We start from the raw sequence: 25,157 nt of genomic DNA on the forward strand, positions 1-25,157 counted from the left end.
ATAAGTACTACTATTCTAGTTTATAAATAAAATCGATACTACTTATTAGCAATAAAAAAACATATAAAACGAATAATATTAATAAGTTAATATTACTTTTCACCATAATTATAACAAATCAAATACCTAAGGCTACTTTAACGCCCAAGCCAATTAAGATAAGGCCGAATAACTTATCCACAATAAATTGAATTTTAAAATAACGACGTTGAATCATTTCGGATTGAAAAACTGTCACAACACATGGCCACCATATTACGGCCTCAAGCCAGATAATAAATGCCACCGCTAACTTATCAGTTAAAGAAGAGTCAACCGCTAAAACTTGAGTAAAAATTGCTAGAAAAAATAGAGTAGCTTTGGGATTAAGTAAATTACACAAATAGCCTTGTAAAAACGCTTTTTTATACGTTATGTTATGTTTTTGCGAATCTTGACCAATATAGGTAGAACCACTAGCCTTGGCTAAAATAGCTTTAATACCAATCCAAATTAAGTAAAATGCCCCAGCATAACGTAACAAAGTGAATAGCCATGGTGTCGCTTTAATGATAATCGCAATTCCCGCCACACAGTAAATCATATGGGTAAAAATCGCCATTACAACACCAAGGCATGTCATCATTGCGTACTTTCGATGATGACTTAAACTATTTTTAACAACCAGAAAAAAGTCAGGTCCAGGTGAAATCATACCTAGAAAACTAACCGTTGCAGCAACAAAAAGAAGATCCCAATTCATATTTATTCTACTCCAGCCGCTCGATTCAAGGCTGCGATTTTTGTAATATATTTCTCAACATATTCGGCCCGATTATCACCATTCTCAATAGTAAAACTATCGGTCCAAAAACGAGCATTCGTTTTAACCTCGGCACCATTCAAAATGATTCTCGGTAAATCAATTTGATATATATTATGTTCTTGGGATGCATAACTGGCCAAATCTTTAGCATTAGCATTTGTTAATACATATAAAAAACGTTTTTGCTTTGATAATTCTGCAATAGTTTTAGTTCCTGACCCCATCATTAAGTGGTCAGGAAAGATATAAAATACAGTATTATCTAATACCCCTTTGTCTTCTAAAAATTGTATAAATTGTCCTAAATTATAATCAAGAGATGCCGCAGCAAACGACATATCATCTTGTGAATCATCAATAACACTTTTCATACGTTCATCATAAAACCCATTTGGTGCATGGGTAGAAATGGTCGAGATAAAGAGAGCAAAAGGTTTATCACTTGCAGAGAGTTCATTCACTTGTTTCTTCGCAATATCAAAAGTATCTTTGTCATACAGTCCAAATGGTGCATTTGGATACTCACCTGGATAATTTTTTTCACTAATAATATCAATACCAAACATCGAAATAATATGCCCAATACCAGCAAACGTCGGACTACCAATAATATAACGTGTTTGATAATCTGCTTTGTGCAACACATCACCTAAACTGACTATATTGGTTTGAGAAATATCACTCAATGGGGTCGTATTCATCCCTCCGACAAGTAATGGCAGACCTGTCATGTACGTGTGCATTGATGCTGTTGTCCATGAACTCCCAGTCCCCATTGGAATATCACCATAGAAAGTATATTTTTGACGGAGTCGATTTAGATTTGGCGTAATCGATGGTAAATCTAAAAAACCCTGTTCAAATGATTCCAATGAGATGACGATAATATTTTTACCCTTTGTCGTCTCGATCTGATCTTTAAGTGGGTAATCACTTAAATTCATCTCACTTAACGCTTCTGGAAAAGAGAGTTTAGGTGCAGTTACAATATGATATATCTCAGTAAGCTTACTAATTGGGCCATTTTGGTAATTTAATGAAAAAATAGCAGCAACCAACACAATTAAGCGAATAATTACTGATATTTTTTTCTGGCATAACGTAGCAAATTTAAGTAATAAAAAGATTAAAATAAAAAAGACAACAATCGCAAGTAATGCCTGTAACTTAAAGATTGATAGCCCTTCAATAATATCATTAACATTTAAGTTGACATAAAACTGATAATTAACAAACCCGCCACTAAAATAAATAGAAATAAGCTCCATAACAATAAAGCATGTCATTAAAACGATAATGAACAATTTTACTTTTTTCGAGGTAAATAAAGAGGCCAGAACAATGGAAATAATTAATAATGGGAAAACAATCCAAGCATTAACAGGAAATAGCGCTAACATAATATACAATTATCATAATTTCTAATGCCGGTATTATATACTAGTCGTTCTCGAAGAGGCAGCTTTTAATCAAGTTACACCAAGAAGATCACTTTAATAACCTTCAATTTACCGAAGATTATAACTTATTTACACTTTATCGTATCTCAATTGTATCTAAAAGAAGCGAGATTCTGATATGATAATATCAGAGTGATTACATCAGATAAAATATAATAAGGAACATGATGAAAATCTTATTTGGCGTACAAGGAACTGGCAATGGACATGTCAGCAGATGTCGAACATTAGCAAAAGCACTCAGTGCTGCAGGTGCCGATGTAGACTATATTTTTAGTGGCCGCGATGCTAAAGACTACTTTGATATGGATGCTTTTGGCCATTATAAAGTTTATGAAGGCATGAGCTTTGCAACCAAAAATGGCAAAATTAATTTACGTAAAACAGTGCAACGAATTAAAGCATTTCGTTTAATTAAAGATGTTCGTGAACTGGATCTAGCAAAATATGATACGATCATTAGTGACTTTGAACCGGTTAGTGCTTGGGCTGCACATCATCAAGGGCGAGAAAGCATCGGTATTAGTAATCAAGCTGTCTGCCAATATTTAAAACCAAAAGAGTACGGCGTTATTGCCAATACGATTATGAAGTTTTACGCACCAGTAACGAATCCAATTGGACTACACTGGTTTCATTTTGGCCATGCACTTGTCCCACCGATGATTGATCCTTTAGTCTGCAAGCCAGAAAATGGCAAAATTGTTGTCTATTTACCATTCGAATCACTTGAAGATATTATTAATAATCTTATCCCATTTAGCCAGAATTATGAATTTGAATGCTTTCATCCTGATGTAAAGCTTGAAGCTACCAATAATGAGATCAAACTGAAACCATTAAGCCGCGATGTATTTACTAATGCAGTCACATCATGCTCTGGAATTATTGCTAATACCGGGTTTGCACTTATTTCAGAAGCCCTAGTGCTCGGTAAAAAAATTCTCACTAAACCCGTTGCAGGTCAGTTTGAGCAACTGTATAACGGCGATTGTTTAGCTCAACTCAATTTAGCAACAGTAATGCATACCTTAGATAAACAGACTATCGAGCATTGGTTAACACAACCATCTCCATCAGCGGTTATCTATCCAGATGTCGCAACCGAGCTGGCAAAATGGATTATTTCAGGACAACAAGAGACCTTAGTCTCATTAAGCAAACGATTATGGCAACAAACTGAATTTCCATATCATGTGCAGCAACGCATTAAAGCATTGGGATATGCAATATAATTAAAGAGAGCAATTATGATCATAAGTCTTATCGTCGCGATGGCAAATCATCGAGTCATTGGTTTAAATAACCAAATGCCATGGCACCTACCCGCTGATCTTGCTTGGTTCAAAAAAAATACCCTCAATAAGCCGATTATTATGGGTAGAAAAACCTTTGAATCAATCGGTCGACCACTACCAAATCGACACAACATCATTATTAGTCGGACACCACAAACTAGTGATAATCCACAACTAACATGGGTATCATCATTAGAAAAAGCCATCGAGTTAGTTAAAAATGATGAGGAAATTATGATTATTGGAGGGGGTAATATTTATCAACAAGCGTTACCTTATGCTAATCGTCTCTATTTAACTCATATTTTGGCAGATCTTATAGGGGATACCCATTTTCCAGATTACTACGCTCTTGCCGACTGGCAGAGTATATTTTGTGAAAAACATCAAGCTGATGAAAAAAATCAGTACGCTTATACTTTTGAGATTCTAGATAAAGTGCATTAAATCAAAATCAATTTGAGCTAATACGATGTAACGATTAGCTCAAATTGATTATACAAAGTTATAAATACCATTTTTATACTAAAATCACGCATTACAACAAGAAAATAACGAAATTCTAATTGACTAATCGCTTCGCCTCAATGACATCTGGCAGCTGAGTCAATTTATTAATTACTCGATTTAATGATTCGTGATTCGTCACTTCCATATCCATATCAATGGTAGCCACTTGTTGTTTCACATCACTACGGCTAGCTAAACCTAGTACATTAACTTTTTCATTAGCTAAAATGGTCGTAATATCTCGCAATAAACCATTACGATCATTAGCAATAACTCTAAGTACCATTGTATAACTACTAATATTTTGACTATTCCAAGCGGCTTCAACAATCCGCTCTGGTGCATGATCTTTTAATTCCAATAGCTGTTCGCAATCACTGCGGTGAATCGAAATACCACGACCTAAGGTAATAAAACCGACAATATTATCGCCTGGGATCGGACGACAGCATTTCGCCATAGTCATCATCAAATTACCCACGCCATCAATAATAATTTCACTGCTGTTTTTCTTACTATTTTTCCCTTGAGTATTCGATTTTTGTGTTAGCTGTTTTAAAGCAGCTTGATCCTCTTCTGCCGCAGTCGGTTTATTAAATTGAGCATTAAGATAATTGGTCAATTGATTAATTCGGATATCGCCACTACCAATTCCTGCTAGTACCTCATCAAATGTATGGGCGTTATATCTATTCACTAACAGTTTATCAATATCTTTTATTGCGATCCCCAGAGTCGCCAATTCATTATCAAGGATCTCTTTACCAGCTGCGATATTTTTATCACGATCTTGTTTTTTAAACCAAGCCTGAATTTTAGCTCGAGCCCGGCTACTATTGACGAATCCTGAATTTGGGTTTAGCCAGTCACGACTAGGATTAGGCTGTTTTTGTGTGATAATTTCAACTTGATCACCCATTTTAAGCTGATAAGTAAAAGGCACAATACGACCTGCAATCTTTGCACCAATACAGCGATGACCGACATCACTGTGAATATGATATGCAAAATCAAGTGGCGTCGAACCTGTCGGTAAATCAACAACATCACCTTTAGGAGTAAAAACATACACCCGATCATCAAAGACTTGGCTGCGGATCTGCTCTTGTATCTCGCCGCTTTCCGACATCTCTTGCTGCCAAGCTAACAATTTACGCAACCAACTAATACGTTGATCGTAAGCTGTCACTTTATCGGTACTACCCTCTTTATATTTCCAGTGGGCTGCGACTCCTAACTCAGCATCATTATGCATTTGCTCAGTACGAATTTGGATTTCGATAACTTTATCTTGTGGACCATACACAACAGTGTGGATCGATTGGTAACCATTTGGCTTAGGATTAGCGACGTAATCATCAAACTCTTTGGCAATATGCTTATATTGACTATGTACAATGCCTAATGCAGCATAACAATCTTCAACACGCTCGCAAATAATTCGCACGGCCCGAATATCATACAGATCTTCGAATTGTAAATGCTTTTTCTCCATTTTCCGCCAAATACTGTAGATATGTTTTGGCCTACCATAAACTTCTGCTCGGATATCATCTTTTTCCATCAACTTTTGTAAATTATTCACAAAATCATTAATGTATCGTTCACGATCCATCCGTTTCTCGTGTAGCTTATTAGCAATCAAGCGATACTCATCAGGCTGTAAATAACGAAAACAGAAATCTTCAATTTCCCATTTTAGCTGACCAATACCAAGGCGGTTAGCGAGTGGAGCATAAATATTAAAACATTCTTTAGCAGCTAAAACTTGCATCTCTCTTGGTGCATCAATTAAATCACGCAAATACATGATTCGTTCTGCAAGCTTGATGACCACACTACGGAAATCGTTCACCATCGCAAGCAACATTCTACGAATACTATCAATCTGCTCGAGTGTAGCGCTGCCGTTTCTTACGGCTCGTAGTTGCCTAATCTCTTTCATCCGTACAATACTAGAAACAAGATGCAAAATTTCGCGATCGAATACCTCACTGATATCTTCTCGGCGAATAATTTTCGCATCGAGAAATGGAAATAAAAATGCCGCGCACAGACTGTCCACATCCATATTGAGCGTAGATAATATCTCAACCATCTCAATCGCATTTTCAAAGCAGTGATCTTGCTCAGCATAGCCCGCGCTACTTTCAAAACAAAAGCCCCATACTGCTTTAAATTTTTCATAAGCATCAGGCTTATTTAAAGATAATATTTGCTTAGCCCAACGCTCCGCATCAAATTGCGCTAAGGTATAACGCTCATTCGTATGATGATGTGCTTCTCTAATTGATACCATCTTGTTTTCTTCCTAATTTTGTAAACAGCAACATTGACTCAATATGTTTAGTTTGTGGGAACATATCTAAGAAAGCCGCTTGAGCAATTTCATAACCAGAGTTAATCAATTTCTTGCTATCTCGAACCAATGTTGCAGGATTGCATGAGATATAGACCACATGGGAAGGAGAATGTTCAATAATTTTATCCATTATTTGTAAGGCTCCAGCTCTTGCCGGATCAAGCAATACTTTGTTAATTGAGCTATCATACCACTCAATTTTAGCCTGTTCGTCATCAAGATTACTAACAAAAAAACGAACATTACCTAGTAAATACGGTGCATTCAATACCGCATTTAGTTGTGCTTTTTCAACTAATTCTGTAACGCCTTCCACTCCAGTTACACGCTGACACATTTCTGCTAATGGTAGAGAAAAATTACCCATGCCACAAAAGAGATCCAAGATATGGTCATCTTCCTGTGGGGATAGCCAATCAAGTGCCTGCCGAACCATCTTGATGTTTACATCACTATTTACTTGAATAAAATTGAGTGGACTAAACGTCAATTTTAACGCATTGATATAATAATAGTGCTCAGTATGCCCAAAAAGATGTATTAACTCTTTGCCATGCAGATACAATGAGATTTGCTGCTGCTGAGCAAATACCATTAACGTTGCTATATCATTTTCAGACAAGGGGCGGACATGCCGCAATACCATAATAGTATCACTATCAGCATAAATAAGTTCAACATGTCCCAATGATTTTTTATCAATGAGACTCGATAAACAGGTTTTTAGTGGTGAAAGTAATTTCTCTAATGGCTCAACTAAAACGGGGCACGTTTTAATATCAATAATTTGGTTTGATTCTAGTTTACGAAAACCAACTAATAAATGATCATTATCAAGTATTAGTGCTAAACGAGCACGACGACGATAGTGATAAGAATCTGCTGCAAGAACCTGAATATCTTCAATCGCAATCTGATAGTCGGCCTCTTTATAAAATAGATCACTAAATGCCTGAGCCTTTATATGGTGCTGCATTTTACTTGGTATATGCTGCATTTCACAGCCACCACAGACACTATAATGCATACAAGCAGGTATAATACGCTGATCACTCTTACGTAAATATTTTAATACCGTTGCTTTAGCATACTGTTTTTTATCTTCGGTTACTTTAACATCAACATCTTCTGTTGGCAGGGCATTTTTGACAAAAATAGTCTTACCATGATGGCGTGCAACTCCTTGACCGAAAGCATCAATGCTATCGATATGCAAGGTCATTTTTGTTGGCTTAGATACCGTTTTTTTGGGAGCAGAATAAAATACAACCATAATTAATACTAAAAAAGATGCTTCAAGAGCGCAATTTTAACATGAGTTGGCACCAATGTGGAAATATCCCCCTCATGCAGTGCCACATCCTTAACAATCGTTGATGAAATAAAACCTGTTGCGAGTGAAGGCATTAGAAAAATAGTATCTAAATCAGCTTTCAAATTACGATTTATCTCAGCAAGTTGTCTTTCATACTCGAAGTCATGAGTGGTCCGAACTCCTCTTATCAATACAGTGGCGTTATGCTCTTTAGCAAAGTTGGCCATCAAATTAGTGTAACCAATCACTTCCACATTGAGGAGATGCTCTAATGCTGTTGAAGCCAAATCAACCCGTTCAGATAAAGGGAATAGCGTTTTTTTTGCTGGACTTTCGGCAACGGCAACAATGAGACGAGGAAATAACAACGATGCTCTTGTAATAAGATCAACGTGACCATTGGTAATAGGATCAAACGTACCAGGGAAAATTGCTGTCAGCATTTTTTTCATCGGCAAACCTGTGTATGATATAAAACATAAAGAGTGATATCATACCTAAAATTAGTTAGAATTGTTAGCCCAAAACAGCTTATTTATACGAATCTAAATGATATTGCTAGGTCTCTCGCATTAAAATGAATTGGATTAAATTATGCAGCCTAAATCGGTTTCTTTAATTGTTACCACTTATAATTGGCCCAGTGCACTGGAACTGGTCCTATTATCTATAAAAAAACAATCACATCTACCAAATGAAGTAATTATTGCTGATGATGGCTCAGGAGAAGAAACACGTGAATTAATTCAGCGTTATCAAGCAACTTTTCCTATTCCTTTAATCCATAGTTGGCAAAAAGACAATGGTTTTCGCGCAGCCCGTTCACGTAATCTCGCAATCGCGAAAAGTCAAAGTAATTATATCGTGATGATTGATGGAGATATGGTATTACATCGACATTTTATCCGTGATCATAAACGTATTGCAAAAACGAATTATTTTACCCAGGGTCGACGCGTTATTCTAACGCCCTCATTAACAGAAACCCTCTTTAAAAATAACCAATATCCTATTTCTCTATTTTCATCTGCAGTGAAGAATAAACTTAACGCAATTTGTTGCCCGCTTTTATCAGTAATTCTAAGCCCCCTACTATCTAAAAAATCTTATCAATCAATTCGTAGTTGTAATTTTGCTGCTTGGCGAACTGACATTATTGCAATTAATGGCTTTAATGATGACTTTGTTGGTTGGGGACGGGAAGATAGTGAATTTGTTGTAAGACTACTTAATAATGGTGTCAAAAGACAAGATTTACGCTTTGGTGGTATCGCTTATCATCTATATCATAATGAAAATACTCGTAAAAATTTAGAAGATAACGATAAACGACTAGAGCTAGCAATAAAAAATAAAGAGCATTATTGTCAAAATGGCATAACACAGCATCTAGCTGATGCAGAGGTAAAACATGATTGAGTTATCGGTTATTATTGTTGCACGAAATGAACAACATAATATTGCTGACTGTATTAAGAGCTGTCAATTTTCGACAGAAGTTATCGTCATTGATGATTATAGTACAGATGATACGGTTCAAATTGCGACTGAATTAGGCGCAAAAGTGATTCAACGCTCGCTGAATGGCGATTGGGGAGGACAACAAACTTTCGCCATTAATCAAGCAACAAAAGAGTGGATTTTTTTAATTGATGCAGACGAACGAGTCTCCCCTGAGCTTGCTACGCAAATAATCCAATCCATTGAAAAAAATGAAAAAAATGCTTATTGGATACAGCGACAAAATAAATTTCATTTTAATAAAGCCACACATGGTATTCTCAGACCCGATTTCGTTTGCCGACTAATGCCAAAAGAAGGGACGTATGTGGAAGGTTATGTTCATCAACAAATTATAACCCCTTATCCTCACAAAAAACTGACCGGTTATCTTTATCACTATACGTATGATAACTGGGAGCAGTATTTTAATAAATTTAATAAATACACGACGTTATCTGCGGAAAAATATAAAAAAAATCATAAAAAATGTAGTTTCTTAAAAGATATTGTTTTAAGACCATTCTGGGCCTTTATTAAAGTATACTTTATCCAAGGTGGTTTTTTAGATGGCAAAATGGGCTGGATTTTATCAGTTAACCACTATTTCTATACAATGAATAAGTACGTTAAACTTTATTACTTATATAAATCAAATGGCAAACTGTAATTAATAACATCATCAAGTCAGCAATGTCATGCTATCAAACAAGTTAGTCTGCCTCAATAACTGTTGGGGGTGAGATCCAAGCAAACCCTGTGGGATCTCTAAGCCTAGCCGCTGATAGTATTCCTTCCAATAAGGTAATATATGTGAGCTATTCCCGTCACAAAAATTCATCGGATATTGCTCAAAATAGTTATTACCATTTTCCCATTGATAAGCATATACAATCAATTCACTACAATAAAAGCCACAACCATCAGGATAAAAACTATGATTATAAGGTTGTCCTAAATAGAGTTGGGCTCGTTTAATTGCGTGGCGGATTAAGGCTACGTCGTTGATCGTTGCTGCAATACTATAATTAGCATCTAATAAAAAATCACTGAATTTGCGCTCAATAACTCCATCTAGCCGTGTGGCTTCAATCACTTTATTGTCACCAATATACAGCCCGACATGATTAATATGACTAACTATTAATTCCTGTTGGGGAATGATACTACACTCATTAACAGCAATGCCAAAAGGTGTTTCATCCCGGAGAGATTGGAAAATAATCGCACCAACAGGACTATGACTAACGCTGAGTCTTACCACGAGATCGCCACAATAAACACATAATCAAAGCTGCCAAAATAAACTTAGTCAGATCGAGACCCACGAACGGGATATAGCCTATCTTCATCGCAGCAACTATATCGATTTGGAAATAAGCCATCAAATATGTTACACCAAATAGAAAAATAACTTGATGTGCTATAGCAAAAGCCACAAGACCCGTTAAAAATTTACGATCATATCCCTTTTCAGCCGCGAACCCAGCTAAGTATGCACTCGCTACATAGCCATATAAGTATCCGGCAGAAGGTGACATTAAAGCAACAATTCCGCTACTTCCATTAGCAAAAACAGGTAATCCCATCGCACCAACACATAAATATTGTAACAATGCTAATCCACCAAGGCGCCGGCCAAGAAAAGCACCGATTAACAGAACCACAAGGGATTGTAGCGTAAATGGCACTGGATAAGCAGGAATACTAATATTTGCAGCTAGCGCTAAAATTGCGGTTGCAGTTGATGTTGCAATTAATTTCCGTTGCCATGATGTCAAATTGAATAATGTCATCACAAAGGCAGGATAATAGGATGCTATTGGTTGTTTCATAATAAATTAACTCATAAATGTTAAACGCGTTTTTATCATGCCTCACTTTAATATTTATGTAAACTATTTTTTAAATAAATTGTTTACATAAATATTAATATACTGATAACTAATTGATTTTTTTAATTCTTAGCTAAATCTCGTTAGTTTTTGCTAACTTTCACTATGTAAAACACGCTTTGCAATCAGAATAGTACGATAACTATTCAATATAAGATAAAAATAAGATCATCAAATCTACTTGACAAAGTATTAATGAACTAGTTTAATAGTACAAAGTATTATTTGATAACCACTAACTAGGATAGCAAATTCATGAAAAAACAAATGACCGTTCTATTTTCTTGGTGGCACATAACTCTCATAGGGTAATGTGTTTTTTTGCTATATCAATAAAATCCACAAAACCCGTCAAGACGGGTTTTTTTATGTCATTTATATAAAGTCAGTAGGAATAAATGAAATGCCTAAATTAAAACAGTTCAAACAGTTAGTGGGTTATTATAATGATCCAACTAAAATTTTTAACCATATCTGTGCAGGACGCTCGGCAACACTTCTATTAGAATCAGCTGAAATCGATAATAAACAAGGTATTAAAAGTGTGATGATTGTTGATAGTGCACTACGAATTACTGCACTAGATACCCATGTCACAATTGTAGCACTCAGCCAAAATGGTGCGAGTTTATTGCCTTTTTTAAATAATTCATTTTCGGATAATGTAAAAAAAAATTTCATCACAGAGACTAGATTAGAACTTGATTTTCCTATTATTAATGAGCTTCAAGATGAAGACTCACGATTAAAATCAGAGTCTATTTTTGATGCATTACGCAGTATCCTGAAAGTTGTTTCAATTCCCCATAATGCAAGTAAGGATGCACTCTTTTTAGGTGGACTATTTGGTTATGATTTAGTTGCGAGTTTTGAAAATTTACCTAAATTACCATCAGAACAGCGTTGTCATGATTACTGTTTCTACCTGGCTGAAACACTATTAGAGATCAATCATAAAAATCAAACTACTGAGCTTAAAGCAAGCCTATTTAGTGCAAATGAAAATGAAGAACAGCGTTTAAAACAGCGTTTACATGAGATTTATAACCAACTTAACCAACCAATTAAACCAATAGAATATCAATCATTATCGAACTTCGAAATTAGCTGTAACTTAAGTGATAATGATTTCAATACCATAGTTAAAAAGATGCAAGATGCGATCCAACAAGGCGAAATTTTTCAGGCAGTTCCTTCAAGACGATTTAGATTACCTTGCCCCCAACCTTTAGCTGCTTACCATACATTAAAACAAAGCAATCCAAGTCCCTATATGTTTTATATGCAAGATCAGGATTTTACGATTTTTGGAGCATCACCAGAGAGCGCTCTTAAATACACGAAAGCGACCAACCAAGTAGAAATTTATCCTATTGCAGGTACGCGCCCTCGAGGTTTATCAGTTAATGGAGAGATTGATCACGATCTTGATAGTCGACTTGAGCTAGAGATGCGAACAGATAAAAAAGAACTCGCAGAACATTTAATGCTAGTTGATCTTGCTCGTAATGACTTAGCTAGAATTTGTAAGCCAGGAACTCGTTACACTAAAGAGCTATTAAAAGTCGACCGCTACTCTTTCGTTATGCATTTAGTTTCTCGAGTTATTGGTCAATTGCGTACCGACTTGGATACACTCCATGCTTATCAAGCTACTATGAATATGGGAACATTAACAGGTGCGCCAAAAGTTAGGGCAATGCAGCTAATTTCTGAATCAGAAAAAACTAAACGAGGGAGTTATGGTGGTGCAATCGGTTACCTGACAGCTAATGGTGACTTAGATACCTGTATTGTGATTCGTAGTGCTTATGTCGAGAATGGTATCGCCACCGTACAAGCGGGCGGTGGTGTAGTATTAGACTCAAATCCACAATCAGAGTCAGATGAAACTCGTAATAAAGCCAGAGCCGTTATTCGAGCGATTGCTAAAGCACACAACGTAGAAGGAACATTCTAATGGCAAATATCCTATTTTTAGACAATATTGACTCCTTCACCTACAATTTAGTCGATCAGCTACGCTATAGCGGCCATGAGGTAACAATTTACCGCAATACCCTACCCGCAGAGCTGATTATTGAAAAATTAGCAATGATGACAAAACCTATTCTCTTTTTATCACCAGGACCTGGAGCACCAAGTCAAGCTGGTTGTATGCCTGAACTCCTCCAAAAATTGAAAAGTAAGTTACCAATTATTGGTATCTGTTTAGGTCATCAAGCAATTGTTGAATCTTATGGTGGCACGATAGTACCTGCTGGTGATATTTTACATGGTAAAGCATCATTAATTGAACATGATAATAAAGAGATGTTTACCAATTTACCAAATCCTTTACCGGTTGCTCGATATCACTCCTTAAAGGCCGAAAATATTCCCAGTACGTTAACAATTAACGCCTATTTTAATAATATTGTCATGGCAGTGCGCCATGAGCGTGATCGCGTGTGTGGTTTTCAATTTCATCCTGAATCAATTCTAACAATTCAAGGAGTTAAACTGCTCAACCAAACGATTGAATGGGCATTATCCCCAGCACATGTTGCAAATGAATCAATGAAAATAACAGATAGTGTGTCAGAGAAAACTGATCGTAATATTCAGCCAATTCTCAATAAACTTTACCAAGGTCAATCTATTGATCAAGCAGAAAGCACCGAGTTATTTAAACAAATAATCCAAGGTAAATTAGAACCAACAAGTATTGCAACAGCGATTATTAGTATGAAAGTACGTGGGGAAAAACCACAAGAAATTGCTGGTGCAGCGACAGCCTTATTAGCTAATGCTGATAAATTTGTATCACCAGATTATGATTTTACTGATATCGTTGGTACTGGTGGTGATGGTACTAATAGCATTAATATATCAACAGCCAGTGCATTTGTCGCTGCAGCCATGGGATTTAAAGTTGCTAAACATGGTAATCGAGGTGTCTCTAGTAAATCAGGATCTTCAGATGTACTGGCAGCACTGGGTATCAAATTGAATATGTCGGCAGATATTGCTAGACAAGCTTTGGATGAGCTTGGTGTCTGTTTCTTATTTGCTCAACAATATCATTCGGGATTTCGTCATGCTGCCCCGGTACGCCAGCAGCTAAAAACCCGCACAATCTTCAATATTTTAGGACCACTGATTAACCCAGCTAAACCAAAACGTATTTTATTAGGTGTTTATCATCAAGATTTATTAAAACCCATCGCCGAAACATTATGTATGTTAGGGTATACACATGCTATCGTGGTACATGGTGCAGGGATGGATGAGGTTGCTGTCCATGGTACAACGTATGTGGCAGAAGTTAATAACGGCAAAATCGAGTATTACCAAGTTACTCCTGCAGATTTTGGTTTAGCAACTTATACCTTAAAAGATATTGAAGGCGGTACACCCGAACAAAATCGAGATATATTAACTAATATTCTGCAAGGTCATGGCAAAGAAGCTCATGAAGCTGCGATTGCTGCAAATGTAGCAATGTTAATGAAACTCTTTGATCACAATAATTTACAAGCAAATGCTCAACAAGCAATTGATATGATGCATACTGGTAGACCTTATCAATTATTATTAGCATTAGCACAGCGAGGCTAATCATGGCAATAGAATCCTTACGTAATGATGTACAAATGGCAACTGTGCTAAAAAAAATTGTTGCAGATAAAGCAATCTGGATTGATAAGCGCAAAATACAACAACCCTTATCATCTTTTATTGACACGCTTAAGCAGAGTGATCGTGATTTTTATCAAGCACTAGTTAAGCCACATAGTGTATTTATTTTGGAATGTAAAAAAGCGTCACCATCCAAAGGGATGATTCGTGATGATTTTGACCCTAAGAAAATTGCGAGTATCTATAACAATTATGCCGATGCAATATCAGTACTCACTGATGAAAAATATTTCCAAGGAAGCTTTGATTTTTTACCAATTGTAAAACAGCAGACCCATCAACCTATTTTATGCAAAGATTTTATTATTGATGAGTATCAAATCTACTTAGCAAGATATTATCAGGCTGATGCTATTTTACTCATGTTATCGGTATTAAATGATGAAGAATATCAATACTTAAGTGAAATTGCACATCGTTTAGGGATGGGTATTTTAACTGAAGCAAGTACTGACCATGAAGTCGAACGTGCAATTAATTTAAATGCTAAAGTGATTGGTATTAACAATCGTAATTTGCGTGATCTAACTGTTGACCTCAATCGTGTAAAACACCTTGCGCCGATGATCCCTAAAGACCGTATTATTATCAGTGAGTCGGGGATCTATTCACATCAACAAGTATTAGAGTTGAGCCAATATGCTCAAGGTTTCTTAATTGGTAGTGCGCTAATGTCAGAAAATGACTTAGAACTGGCTATTCGTAAAGTGATGCTAGGTGAAAATAAAATCTGTGGATTAACATCAGTACAAGATGCGGTAGCCGCTTATCATGCTGGTGCAGTATATGGCGGATTGATCTTTGTACCAGAATCTCCTCGTTATATTTGTCCAGCTAAAGCCGAAGATTTGATTTTATCGAGTAAACTTAACTGGGTCGGCGTATTTCGTAATAAACCGATCGATGCAGTAGTCAATACGGTTAAATCACTCCATCTATTTGCAGTACAACTACATGGCAATGAAGATGAACACTATCTTACTGAATTAAGAACTCAGTTACCAAATTCTTGCCAAATTTGGCAGGCTATAAGTATTGGAGAATCTATACCGCAACTCAATAATCCATTAATTAACCGTTATATCTTAGATAATGGTCAGGGTGGTAGTGGTAAAACCTTTAATTGGCAGCTATTACAAAATAGATTACTTGATAAGGTTATTTTAGCTGGTGGTATTAATCCAGAAAATGCTCAACAAGCGATACAAACGGGTGTCATTGGTATCGACATCAATTCAGGTGTCGAAATATCACCGGGTATCAAAGACCAGCAAAAAATAACCAAAATTTTTAACGTATTACGAAATTATCCCTATTTGAATAATTAAAAGGAACAGCATTATGTCTAAATTAGATCCCTATTTTGGTGAATTTGGTGGACAATATGTACCACAAATTCTAATTCCTGTACTCGATGAACTAGAAACCGCTTTTCTATCAGCCAAAGATGATCCTGCTTTTCAAAAAGAGTTTCATGATCTGTTAAAAAATTATGCCGGACGCCCGACAGCATTAACCCTATGCCGTAATTTAACCGCGGGTAGTAAAACCAAACTGTACTTAAAACGCGAAGACTTAGTACATGGTGGAGCTCATAAAACAAATCAAGTACTTGGCCAAGCTTTACTCGCCAAACGAATGGGAAAAACTGAAATTATTGCAGAAACAGGAGCAGGTCAGCATGGTGTTGCTTCAGCTTTAGCCTGCGCACTATTGGGGCTAAAATGTCGTATCTATATGGGAGCAAAAGATGTTGAGCGACAAGCACCAAATGTATTTCGTATGCGTTTAATGGGCGCAACCGTAATTCCGGTTACTTCTGGCTCAGCAACATTAAAGGATGCTTGCAATGAAGCACTGCGCGACTGGTCTGGCAGTTATGAAAAAGCACACTATATGCTAGGTACCGCGGCCGGTCCACACCCTTTCCCAACAATCGTACGGGAATTCCAACAGATGATAAGTCTTGAAGCTAAATCACAAATTTTAGAACGGGAAGGTCGCCTACCCGATGCTGTTATTGCTTGTGTTGGTGGTGGTTCAAATGCGATTGGTATGTTTGCTAACTTTATCGAAGATAAAGCTGTCAAACTGATCGGTGTCGAACCCGGTGGTCATGGTATTGAATCAGGCCACCATGGCGCATCACTCAAACACGGTAAATTAGGTATCTATTTTGGAATGAAATCACCGATGATGCAGACAGAAGAAGGACAGATTGAAGAGTCTTACTCAATTTCAGCAGGTCTAGATTTTCCATCAGTTGGTCCACAACATGCTTATTTAGATAGTATTGGCAGAGCTGAATATGTCTCAATCACCGATGATGAAGCATTAGAAGCTTTTAAAGCGTTATCCTTACATGAAGGGATTATTCCAGCGCTCGAATCATCGCATGCATTAGCTTATGCCTTAAAACTCATTAAACAAAACCCAACCAAAGAACAGTTATTAATCGTCAACTTATCAGGTCGTGGAGATAAAGATATCTTTACTGTTTATGATATTTTAAAAGCACGAGGAGAAATAGAATGAGCCAATTAGTCAATCCAAACCGTTACCAGTCTCTTTTTGCTCAGCTTACTAAAGAGAATCGTGGCGCCTTTGTCCCTTTTGTAGCCGTTGGCGATCCGACTCCTGAGCTATCACTACAGATCATTGATACATTAGTTAACGCAGGCGCTGATGCTTTAGAACTCGGAATTCCTTTTTCCGATCCCTTAGCTGATGGTCCAACGATTCAAGATGCTAATCTACGTGCCTTTGCTAATGGTATTAATGTTGCCAAATGCTTTGAAATTCTAACCCAAATCCGTCAAAAACATCCAACGATACCGATTGGTTTACTTATTTATGCCAATTTAGTATTTAAAGGCGGTATTGAACGTTTCTATGAACGTTGTGCGCAAGCGGGAGTCGATTCAGTATTGGTTGCCGATGTACCGTTATCAGAGTCTACACCGTTTAAAACTGCAGCATTAAAATACGGCATCGCACCAATCTTTATTTGCCCGCCTAATGCTGATGATGAAGTGATTAAAGGTATCGCACAACATGGTCAAGGCTATACTTATCTTGTTTCGCGTGCAGGAGTTACTGGTACTGAAAATAAGGCAAATAAACCGTTAACCCATCTACTTGATAAACTCAAACAATTTAATGCTCCGCCAGCAATTCAAGGTTTTGGTATTTCAACCCCTGAGCAAGTAAGTGAAACCATAAAAGCTGGAGCAGCAGGTGCGATTGCAGGTTCAGAAACAGTCAAAATTATTGCTGAAAATCAAGATAATCCAACATTAATGCTACAAAAATTAAGTACCTTTGTTAAAACAATGAAAGCTGCTACAAAACGATAAAGGATTATTCATTAAATTAATTAATAACAATGTTAACTAAAAATCAGGGACTCACTAATGTCCCGATTTTTTGTCAAAAAATCAATACTATTTTTTACACTATAATGATAGCTTACAACAAAAATTTGACGAAAGATTCATATCGGTTACAAAGGTTAAATAAAATCAGTAAGGTAATAGCCGTTTATTTTTTTCACCACCGATTTCTCGCGCTAATTTAGGTACTAAATAGCCGGATACTTGACTGGCAAGCTCTCGCATTAAAGATTGTGCTATTTTATCATCAACAAAAAAATGAGCTGCACCTTGCACTTTATCCAAAACGTGTAAATAGTAAGGTAAAACCCCCGCTTTAAACAGCTTATTACTCAACTGAGCGAGTGTTTTGGCATCATCATTAATGGTTTTTAATAATACGCTTTGATTAAGTAAAGTGACTTGATGCTGCTTTAGCTTCTGCATAGCATCAACAACAGATTGATCGATCTCATTAGGATGATTAATATGTGTGACTAACACAACATCCAACCGACTGTTTGCAAGCAATTGGCATAATGTATCGGTAATTCTATTGGGAATGACCACAGCTAAACGAGTATGAATACGCAATCGTTCAATATGAGGGATTTTTTCTAACGCTTCTATCAACCAATTCAGTTCATGATCTTTTGCCATCAAGGGATCACCACCCGATAATATAATTTCATTAAGCTCATCGTGCTTAGCAATATAGTCCAACGCTTGACTTAAATTGGCTTTGTTGCCTTGATTATCTGAATAAGGAAAGTGCCGTCTAAAGCAGTAACGGCAGTTAATTGCACAGTTTGTTTTGGTAATTAATAGAGCTCGATTGTGATATTTGTGTAATAAACTGGGTATGGAATTATTTTGTTCAGCTAACGGATCTGAACTATAGCCATCAACAATATCCATCTCCTGAGCATCACATAGTATTTGTCGCAATAAGGGATCTTGCGGATTACCTTGTTCCATCCTGCTAATAAAGCTACGTGGAACACGTAGTGGAAATTGTTTTTTAGCGGCTAAAATAGCAGGAGAAGGCTCGCTAAACTCAATAGATAAGAGAGATAAAAGCACCTTAAGGTCGGTAACAACATTAGCAAGATCATAAATCCATGCTTCTTTATTTGGCTGTACGTAATTTTGCTGTATAATGTGGCTCATTTTTATGTATTCAGAATTTTGGAGCTTGTATGGCATCTTATAGTACTAGTGAGTTTAAAGCGGGTCTTAAAATAATGCAAGATAATGAACCGTGTGTCATTATTGAGAATGAGTTTTATAAGCCCGGTAAAGGTCAAGCAATTAACCGTGTAAAAATCAAAAAACTATTATCAGGTAAAACTGTCGATAAAACCTTTAAATCAGGTGAAAGCGTTGAGTCTGCTGATGTAGTTGATATGAATTTAACTTATTTATACACAGATGGCGAATTCTGGCATTTTATGAACAACGAAACATTTGAACAATTATCTGCAGATGCAAAAGCCGTTGGAGATAATGCTAAATGGTTAGTTGAACAAGCTGAATGTATCTTAACCTTGTGGAATGGTCAACCGATTGCAGTAACTCCACCTAACTTTGTTGAATTGGAAGTTATTGAAACAGATCCTGGTTTAAAAGGTGACACAGCAGGAACTGGCGGCAAACCAGCGACTTTATCAACAGGTGCTGTTGTTCGCGTACCATTATTTATTCAAATCGGTGAAGTATTAAAAGTTGATACCCGATCTGGTGAATATGTATCTCGAGTAAAATAATTGTGTTCGATATAAAAAAACCGCTATAATGAAGTGACCCCATAAAGTTGGACACTTTAGTTAAGTAGCTCGTAAGGCTTGGTTTCGGTATGCTACCGGAGTCAGGCCTTTTAATTTAACTTTAATCCGTTTCGTGTTGTGTAACGGTCAACAAAAATTGGAGAGCTTCTTAGGCAGTTTTTAGTAAATTATGTTCAAATTCTGCTGGTGAAATAAATCCAAGTTTATAATGTCTTCTTTTTTGATTATAAATCGGTTCGATATAATCAATAATATCGACCATCGCTTGCTCTCTTGTTATATAATCTCGATAATTAATTCTTTCTGATTTTAATGATCTAAAAAATCGTTCAGTAACGGCATTGTCTAAACAATTTCCAGCTCTACTCATACTAAAGGTAATTTGATGATATGATAATAACTGTTGAAATTGTTCACTACGATATTGAATCCCCTGATCACAATGAAATAACGTAGGGCATTCTCCTTTTCGACGCTGTATCGCCATGTTTAGTGCCTTAACCGTCAGTAAACTGTTTAGCTTTTCAGAAAAGGCCCATCCAACAATACGCCTAGAGCATAGGTCCATCACGACAGCCAGATAGAGCCAACCTTGCCTTGTCCGAATATAGGTAATATCGCCAGACCAATAGCGATTAATCGTTGCTGGATTAAATTGTCGATTTAAATGATTGGGTGCCAGTAGCGATGATTTACCGCCACGAGGATAGGAATGCTGTTTAGGCCTTTTAGCCACTAGGCCTAATTTTCTCATTAAGCGTCGGACCTTATCTAAACCAAGCTTAAACCCTTTTTTAACCAGTTCAACTAACATTCTTCTTTTTCCATATATACCGTCCATTTCGTTATGAATTGATTTTATGGCAATTTCAAGCCTAGTATTCATTAATTTACATGCGCGATGTTTAATTCGATAATAAAAAGTACTCGGTGCTAATGATAAACACCGACAGATTTGAGCGGTTTCATTTCCTGCCTTCTTCAGTATTAACGCTATTTGTTGCTGCTTGTCATTTCGATGGCGAAGAAGGCTGAAGCCTTTTTTAATAACTGATTATCACTTTGTAACTGCTTAACTTGTTTTTCTAAAGCTTGTATTCGTTTTTGTTCAGCGGTCAGCGCACTACTTTTAGGCGTAATACCTTGTCGTTCTTTTCTATATTGTGTTACCCAACGCCCAATTGATGAAATACTCACATTCATTGTTTTTGCTGCATCTTTATGTGCATAACCATAATTAAGAACGAGCTCTGCACATTCTCGTTTAAATTCACTACTTAGTTGTCTTGTCACGGGGTAATCTCCTTAGTTGATGGTTTATCATACCGCTAAGTATGTCTCCAAGAAAAGTATACCGTTACAAAAGCGGTTTTTTTATAATTAAAGATTAGCGCCCTGATAGTTCAATTGTCGCCAAGACTCATAAATAGCAACTGCTACAGAATTAGATAAATTCATACTACGGCTATTTGCTAACATTGGAATACGAATACGTTGCTGCATCGGTAATGGATCAAGAATTGAAGCTGGTAATCCCCTAGTTTCAGGACCAAATAATAAATAGTCATCTGTCTTATAACTAACTTCGCTATGTGGACGAGACCCTTTTGTTGTCATTGCATATAGACGATCTGTCTGCTCTAGCGCTAATTGGTTGGTATCTAGAAAATCAACAAAATTTTTATAGCGTTTTGCATCAACAAACTCATGATAATCAAGACCAGCTCGACGAAGTTTTTTGTCATCCCAAAAAAATCCCATCGGTTCAATAATATGCAGCTTGAATCCAGCATTAGCACATAATCGAATAATATTACCGGTATTTGCAGGAATTTCAGGTTCAAAAAGTACAATATTTAACACGATAATGTCTCTCGTTACTTCTTATATAATGGTAATTTTATCACAATTCGTAAACCACCGAGATGGCTTTTTTCAGCATATACCTCACCACTATCTTGTGTGATTGAATTAGCAACAATAGCTAAACCTAAACCAGTTCCACCTGATTCACGATCTCTGGCCTCACTAGTGCGGTAGAAAGGTCTAAAAATTTGTTCTAATTCTTGCTGTTCAACACCCGGACCATCATCGTCAATCGTGACATATAACCATTCATTAACAATTGCAAAATTGACTTCTATCTTTTGGTAGGAATAACGAAAAGCATTACGAATCACATTTTCAAGTGCACTACAAAGTGCTTGTGGATAACATAAAATCCATTGTTCTGGTGGATAACTAATAAGATTTAAGGATTTATCCAACTGTGCTGCTTCAAAAACCGCATTATCAAGCACTGGTTTCCATAATTGTGCAATTTGATGAGGCGCTTTCGTCTCATTGTTAGCATATTGTTGCCGTGCTAAAGAAAGTAACTCACCAATCATTAAGTCTAACTTCTTACTTTCGATCTCAATCCGTTCTGTCTCTTTGGTTTCACCATATTTACGCCGAGATAACGAAGTTGCAAGTTGCAAACGAGTCAATGGCGTTCTTAATTCATGAGAAATATCTGACAATAAGCGCTGTTGCAAATCCTGCATACGTTTTAGCTCACGTAGCATATGGTTGAAACTTGCTCCCGTAGATTTAAATTCAGAAGAGCCAAATTTTTCTAGTTCAGGCCACTCTTTAATATTACCTCGGGCGACTTGATCTGCAGCCTTTTTCAATCGTCTCGCAGGTTTAGCTAAACTCCATGATAACCATAATAGTAAAGGTGTACTTGCTAACATGGTTAATAATAGTAGTAAGAAAGGATGATCAAAAATAAAACTAACAAATTGAGATTGAGTATCCGTGATCTCTTGCATAATATATAGTCGATAAACCTCATCACTATACATTATTGTGAATGGACCGATAATTTCTAATGTATCGTGAATTTTCTTTGCTGGTCGCTCAAACCCATTAGTCAGTTCACTAAAATTACGAACAATATCAATATTACTTGTATCTGGGGTAATAATTTGATCGCTCGGGGTGATAACATATAGAAATTGCCCTGAATGCTTAACATTATCCATCGCAACAACAAATCGCATCCACCAGCGAAAACTATTTTTGGGCACGTTAACCAACTCATGCTGGATGCTTGATGCTAGTGAAATGCCCGTACTTTTTGCCTTCTCAGATGGAACAGCTAAATTTCTTGAATCTAAGCTAGGAATAATAATAATAAGGGTCAAGAAAAAACCGATAGTAAATAAAAATATTGTAAATATTCTTATTGTTAATCGATCAAAAACCCACATTTTACCGCCTACTATATAATCATAATCGGATTAGACAAAATCTTTATCAATTACAAAGAGATACCCTTTTGATCTAAGTGTTTTAATCCAAGGTAGACCATCTTTACGTGGTGGAAGTTTTTTACGTAAGTTAGAAACGTGAACATCGATAGAACGAGCAAAAGGTAAAAACTCTTTACCTAGGACAGACTCGCTTAGCATATCACGAGAAATAATATCGCCCGATTTTTCTAGCAACTTAAGTAAAATTTGGAATTCTGTTCCGGTCAATTCGATATATTTATTATCAAAATAAGCTGATTGTTGACGTACATTTACTTTCAATGCATCAACAGTATACTCTAGTGAAGGAGAATCATCTTGTTGGGTCACTGCAATATCCCAACCTTTTCGACGTAAGGTTGCTCTGATTCTCGCAATTAACTCACGATCATTAAACGGTTTAATAATATAATCATCAGCACCAAGCTCAAGACCAATAATTTTATCAAGATCATTATCTTTTGCTGTCAATAAAATGATAGGTACTGTATATTTTGTTCTTAACTGCGTAAGAAGAGTGAGTCCAGTTATATCAGGCATCATGATATCAAGCAATATCAAATCGATTGATTCATTGAATTTGACTAAAGCTTCTGTACCATTATTAGCGACGTCAACAGTGAAATTTTCTAGCTCTAATAATTCTTTTAATAAAGCTGTTATTTCAACATCATCATCAACCAATAGTAATTTCTTGTTCATAACCATCCTCAGCATCAATAGCGATTAAAGAGTTTTTATTTTTTTTATTGTTTTCATATTATGTCATACTATCGAAATTGAACCTAGTGATAGCCTCGCCATTCTAAAATAAAATGATATATTTCTCAATAAAATAACGTGGCCATGCTAATATAAAAACGTTTTTAATTAGTTTATTTTTGAGTACATACATATGAACAATAATTATGGTAAATTAGTCAAAAAAGCGACTTATTTTGCAGTTATTTTTGCTTTCATTTTGATAATCATCAAATTATTTACTTGGTGGATAACAGGATCGGTAAGCTTATTAGCATCACTTTTTGACTCATCAATGGATCTATTAGCTTCAGCTTTTAATTTTGTTCTTATTCGTTACTCTTTAAAACCTGCTGATGAAGAACATCGTTTTGGTCATGGTAAAGCTGAATCACTAGCCGCTCTTGCACAAAGTGCATTTATTATTGGTTCAATCGTATTTTTATTACTAAATAGTATAAAATTGCTGCTTAATCCAGAACCTATTGCATATCCGTTATTAGGGATTATCATCTCCTTTGTTTCTGTTGTTTTAACGCTTAGTTTAGTTATGTACCAAAAACGGATTATCAAACTCACAAATAGTCAGGCGATAAAGGCCGATATGTTACATTATTCATCAGACTTAATGATGAATTGCGCTGTTATTATTGCTTTGATTTTAAGTTGGTGCGGTATTATCTATGCTGATGCCGTTTTTGCCTTATTAATTGGCGGTTATATTCTTTTTAGTGCATCCAAAATAGCTTGGATTGCGATTCAAGATCTCCTTGATAAAGCGCTACCTGATACTGATAATGAACGTATTTTAGATATTGCATCCGCCTTTTCAGAAGTGCATGGCATCCATGACTTAAAAACTCGTCGTTCAGGGCCAATGACTTTCATTCAACTCCATATCGAGCTTGATGATAATATGTTACTGCTAAAAGCACACGCTATCGCAGATAAAATGGAAAAACTTATTTCACAAGAATTTAATCCAGCAGAAGTGATTATTCACCAAGATCCACTATCCGTAGTACCAAAAGAAAAGCATCGATTAAGAGAGAAATTAAACTAAATCGGTATCCTTAGCCTATTGAGCGTCACAAGTTAAGGCTCTATAATAGACTAAAATTAAATAATTGAGG

Annotated in this window: 24 protein-coding genes; 11 read left to right on the forward strand and 13 right to left on the reverse strand. The window is 36.3% G+C overall.

Annotation, left to right across the window (positions count from 1 at the left end; genetic code table 11):
* Positions 1-118: 118 nt before the first annotated feature.
* The gene (locus RHO11_08480) at positions 119-742 is read right to left on the reverse strand and encodes a LysE family transporter (GenBank protein ID WVD60532.1); all 624 of its coding nucleotides are present in this window, start codon (positions 740-742) and stop codon (positions 119-121) included.
* 2 nt (positions 743-744) lie between these two features.
* Positions 745-2,205 (reverse strand): sulfatase-like hydrolase/transferase, encoded by a 1,461-nt coding sequence (locus tag RHO11_08485; GenBank protein WVD60533.1) that lies wholly within the window; start codon positions 2,203-2,205, stop codon positions 745-747.
* Positions 2,206-2,429: 224 nt separating this feature from the next.
* On the opposite strand from RHO11_08485, the gene RHO11_08490 reads away from it, so the two are divergent.
* Positions 2,430-3,500 (forward strand): glycosyltransferase family protein, encoded by a 1,071-nt coding sequence (locus tag RHO11_08490; protein ID WVD60534.1) that lies wholly within the window; start codon positions 2,430-2,432, stop codon positions 3,498-3,500.
* Positions 3,501-3,518: 18 nt separating this feature from the next.
* Positions 3,519-4,010 carry a type 3 dihydrofolate reductase gene (folA, locus tag RHO11_08495; protein ID WVD62873.1) on the forward strand — a complete coding sequence of 164 codons (492 nt, stop codon included), beginning with the start codon at positions 3,519-3,521 and terminating at the stop codon, positions 4,008-4,010.
* Between the two features lie 115 nt (positions 4,011-4,125).
* Here the strand turns inward: folA and relA are convergent, their stop codons facing one another.
* Genes relA through coaD form a run of 3 tightly spaced genes read right to left on the reverse strand, consistent with a single transcriptional unit; the run spans position 4,126 to position 8,193 of the window.
* Positions 4,126-6,372: a GTP diphosphokinase gene (relA, locus tag RHO11_08500; protein WVD60535.1), complete on the reverse strand. Its 2,247-nt coding sequence runs from the start codon at positions 6,370-6,372 to the stop codon at positions 4,126-4,128.
* Positions 6,359-7,708, reverse strand: coding sequence for a 23S rRNA (uracil(1939)-C(5))-methyltransferase RlmD (gene rlmD, locus RHO11_08505; GenBank protein WVD60536.1), 1,350 nt, complete (start codon positions 7,706-7,708; stop codon positions 6,359-6,361). Before rlmD ends, relA begins: the two co-directional genes overlap by 14 nt.
* Before the next feature lie 8 nt (positions 7,709-7,716).
* Positions 7,717-8,193, reverse strand: coding sequence for a pantetheine-phosphate adenylyltransferase (gene coaD / locus RHO11_08510; protein WVD60537.1), 477 nt, complete (start codon positions 8,191-8,193; stop codon positions 7,717-7,719).
* Positions 8,194-8,344: 151 nt separating this feature from the next.
* Here coaD and RHO11_08515 point away from each other — a divergent pair, with 151 nt between their 5' ends.
* Both RHO11_08515 and RHO11_08520 read left to right on the forward strand, forming a co-directional pair.
* Positions 8,345-9,169, forward strand: coding sequence for a glycosyltransferase family 2 protein (locus RHO11_08515; protein ID WVD60538.1), 825 nt, complete (start codon positions 8,345-8,347; stop codon positions 9,167-9,169).
* Positions 9,162-9,920, forward strand: a complete 759-nt coding sequence (locus tag RHO11_08520) for a glycosyltransferase family 2 protein (GenBank protein ID WVD60539.1) — start codon at positions 9,162-9,164, stop codon at positions 9,918-9,920. The genes RHO11_08515 and RHO11_08520 overlap by 8 nt, the downstream gene beginning before the upstream one ends.
* A 12-nt stretch (positions 9,921-9,932) precedes the next feature.
* Here RHO11_08520 and RHO11_08525 read toward each other — a convergent pair whose 3' ends face one another.
* Both RHO11_08525 and RHO11_08530 read right to left on the reverse strand, forming a co-directional pair.
* Positions 9,933-10,514 (reverse strand): YiiX/YebB-like N1pC/P60 family cysteine hydrolase, encoded by a 582-nt coding sequence (locus RHO11_08525; protein ID WVD60540.1) that lies wholly within the window; start codon positions 10,512-10,514, stop codon positions 9,933-9,935.
* A complete protein-coding gene (locus RHO11_08530) occupies positions 10,495-11,085 on the reverse strand; it encodes a biotin transporter BioY (GenBank protein WVD60541.1) in 591 nt (196 codons plus the stop codon). The genes RHO11_08525 and RHO11_08530 overlap by 20 nt, the downstream gene beginning before the upstream one ends.
* Before the next feature lie 463 nt (positions 11,086-11,548).
* Between RHO11_08530 and RHO11_08535 the strand changes: the two genes are divergently transcribed.
* From RHO11_08535 to trpA, 5 genes are read left to right on the forward strand one after another with little or no spacing between them, the layout of a single operon-like run.
* Complete coding sequence (locus tag RHO11_08535) at positions 11,549-13,105, forward strand: anthranilate synthase component 1 (protein WVD60542.1); 1,557 nt, start codon at positions 11,549-11,551, stop codon at positions 13,103-13,105.
* Positions 13,105-14,745: a bifunctional anthranilate synthase glutamate amidotransferase component TrpG/anthranilate phosphoribosyltransferase TrpD gene (trpD, locus tag RHO11_08540; GenBank protein ID WVD60543.1), complete on the forward strand. Its 1,641-nt coding sequence runs from the start codon at positions 13,105-13,107 to the stop codon at positions 14,743-14,745. Before RHO11_08535 ends, trpD begins: the two co-directional genes overlap by 1 nt.
* Positions 14,746-14,747: 2 nt before the next feature.
* Positions 14,748-16,154, forward strand: coding sequence for a bifunctional indole-3-glycerol-phosphate synthase TrpC/phosphoribosylanthranilate isomerase TrpF (trpCF, locus tag RHO11_08545; protein ID WVD60544.1), 1,407 nt, complete (start codon positions 14,748-14,750; stop codon positions 16,152-16,154).
* A 13-nt stretch (positions 16,155-16,167) separates the two neighbouring features.
* Positions 16,168-17,361 carry a tryptophan synthase subunit beta gene (gene trpB / locus RHO11_08550; protein ID WVD60545.1) on the forward strand — a complete coding sequence of 398 codons (1,194 nt, stop codon included), beginning with the start codon at positions 16,168-16,170 and terminating at the stop codon, positions 17,359-17,361.
* A complete protein-coding gene (trpA, locus tag RHO11_08555) occupies positions 17,358-18,182 on the forward strand; it encodes a tryptophan synthase subunit alpha (GenBank protein WVD60546.1) in 825 nt (274 codons plus the stop codon). The genes trpB and trpA overlap by 4 nt, the downstream gene beginning before the upstream one ends.
* Before the next feature lie 165 nt (positions 18,183-18,347).
* Here trpA and epmB read toward each other — a convergent pair whose 3' ends face one another.
* The gene (gene epmB / locus RHO11_08560) at positions 18,348-19,367 is read right to left on the reverse strand and encodes an EF-P beta-lysylation protein EpmB (GenBank protein WVD60547.1); all 1,020 of its coding nucleotides are present in this window, start codon (positions 19,365-19,367) and stop codon (positions 18,348-18,350) included.
* Positions 19,368-19,396: 29 nt separating this feature from the next.
* On the opposite strand from epmB, the gene efp reads away from it, so the two are divergent.
* Entirely contained in the window at positions 19,397-19,963 is a 567-nt protein-coding gene (gene efp, locus RHO11_08565) for an elongation factor P (protein ID WVD60548.1), read from the forward strand.
* 169 nt (positions 19,964-20,132) lie between these two features.
* Here efp and RHO11_08570 read toward each other — a convergent pair whose 3' ends face one another.
* The 5 genes from RHO11_08570 to RHO11_08590 form a co-directional block, all read right to left on the reverse strand.
* On the reverse strand, positions 20,133-21,032 hold the full coding sequence (locus tag RHO11_08570) for an IS3 family transposase (GenBank protein ID WVD62874.1): 900 nt from the start codon (positions 21,030-21,032) through the stop codon (positions 20,133-20,135).
* Positions 20,978-21,277, reverse strand: a complete 300-nt coding sequence (locus tag RHO11_08575; protein WVD60549.1) for a transposase — start codon at positions 21,275-21,277, stop codon at positions 20,978-20,980. Before RHO11_08575 ends, RHO11_08570 begins: the two co-directional genes overlap by 55 nt.
* 87 nt (positions 21,278-21,364) lie before the next feature.
* Positions 21,365-21,847 carry a tRNA (uridine(34)/cytosine(34)/5-carboxymethylaminomethyluridine(34)-2'-O)-methyltransferase TrmL gene (gene trmL / locus RHO11_08580; protein ID WVD60550.1) on the reverse strand — a complete coding sequence of 161 codons (483 nt, stop codon included), beginning with the start codon at positions 21,845-21,847 and terminating at the stop codon, positions 21,365-21,367.
* 14 nt (positions 21,848-21,861) lie between these two features.
* A complete protein-coding gene (gene cpxA / locus RHO11_08585) occupies positions 21,862-23,241 on the reverse strand; it encodes an envelope stress sensor histidine kinase CpxA (protein ID WVD60551.1) in 1,380 nt (459 codons plus the stop codon).
* A gap of 30 nt (positions 23,242-23,271) precedes the next feature.
* A complete protein-coding gene (locus tag RHO11_08590) occupies positions 23,272-23,985 on the reverse strand; it encodes a response regulator (GenBank protein ID WVD60552.1) in 714 nt (237 codons plus the stop codon).
* Between the two features lie 193 nt (positions 23,986-24,178).
* On the opposite strand from RHO11_08590, the gene RHO11_08595 reads away from it, so the two are divergent.
* A complete protein-coding gene (locus RHO11_08595) occupies positions 24,179-25,087 on the forward strand; it encodes a cation diffusion facilitator family transporter (GenBank protein WVD60553.1) in 909 nt (302 codons plus the stop codon).
* Positions 25,088-25,157: the final 70 nt, after the last annotated feature.

It is taken from the genome of Orbaceae bacterium BiB (assembly GCA_036251205.1).
In the GTDB taxonomy this organism is placed as follows: Bacteria; Pseudomonadota; Gammaproteobacteria; order Enterobacterales; family Orbaceae; genus Orbus; species Orbus mooreae.